This window comes from Micromonospora xinjiangensis (assembly GCF_056150165.1).
Genome location: NZ_JAXCFO010000018.1, coordinates 1 through 1,288, shown reverse-complemented (window position 1 = coordinate 1,288; position 1,288 = coordinate 1). Strand labels below are relative to the sequence as shown.

1 protein-coding gene is annotated in these 1,288 nt (G+C 69.2%); it reads left to right on the top strand.

The annotated features are described in order from the left end of the window. Positions 1–316: 316 nt before the first annotated feature. Positions 317–1,204 carry a LysR family transcriptional regulator gene (locus tag SM573_RS29710; RefSeq protein ID WP_474617556.1) on the top strand — a complete coding sequence of 296 codons (888 nt, stop codon included), beginning with the start codon at positions 317–319 and terminating at the stop codon, positions 1,202–1,204. Positions 1,205–1,288 lie beyond the last annotated feature (84 nt).

Here is a 1,288-nt window from a genome sequence, read left to right as displayed (position 1 = left end):
ACTCGAACGGCATGACCGGACGTAGATCGGCGAACCCGGCCACCGCACCGGGCGACGTCACAGCGTCCCAGCGTGGGGTCCCGAGATGATCCGGCGCCGCCACGATGTTGATCACGCTTTCGCTCATGCGTCCACCATCGCCCGGCCGTCCCGGCCGAACAACGCAGAAGATCGCATCGCCGCATTAGCCAGCGGTGATCGATCGACGACGGACCCCGCGACGGCCGGTGGCCCGAGCCACGCTCGTGCCGCCCGTTCTCGTCGCGGCCGTAGACTGCCCAATTCCAGGCCGCATGATCAAAGGTAGGGCCGTCTGGTGGAACTGCGCGACATCGAGATCTTCCTGACGCTGACCGAAGAGCTTCACTTCGGTCGCACGGCCGAGCGTTTGCACGTGTCCCAATCGCGGGTCAGTCAGTCGATCAAACAACAGGAACGCCGGATCGGCGGGGGCCTGTTCGAGCGTACGAGCCGCACCGTTCGACTCACCCCGCTCGGCGAACGGTTACGCGACCGCCTCCGCGCCGGCTACAACGAGATCATCTCCGGCATCGAGGAGGCCGCCGCCACCGCACGCGGCCAGGCCGGCACGCTGACCGTCGGCACCATGGCCACCCACTACCAGTCGGTCGAGGCCGTCCTCGACCTGTTCCGGCAGCGGCACCCGCAGTGCGAGCTGCGCCTGCGCGAAATCCTGCCGGCCGACCCGCTCGGGCCGCTGCGGGCCGGTTCGGTCGACATCGGGATTCTCTGGCTGCCCATCCGCGAGCCCGACCTCACGGTCGGGCCGATCCTGCACCGCGAGGAGCTGGTGCTGGCGGTGGCCGCCGGTCATCCGCTGGCCAGCCGGGGCAGCGTCGAGCTGGAGGATCTCGGCGATCATCCGGTGATCTACCCCGAGGGACCCATTCCCGACTACGTGTGGGAGGCGCACACCCCGTCCACCACCCCGGCCGGGCGGCCCGTCCGGCGCGGACTGGGCACCGTCACCCTCGAGGAGGCCTTCCAAGCGATCGCCGGCGGCAACATCGTGTCCCCGATCGGATCGGACGTGGCAGCCACCCGGCAACGAGGCGACATCACCTTCCTGCCCATCACCGACGGACCGGTGCTGCACTACGCGCCGGTGTGGCGCAAGGGCGGAGAGAATGCCCTGGTACGCGCCTTCGTTCAAATCGTCACGAAGGCGCAGCAAACGACGTAGCCGGGCCTGGCGCCCGCCCTTCCCACCGGCCGACCGTGACTGCGGCTCAACAAGCTTCCGACTGCCGCGCGCCACAGACTGGCC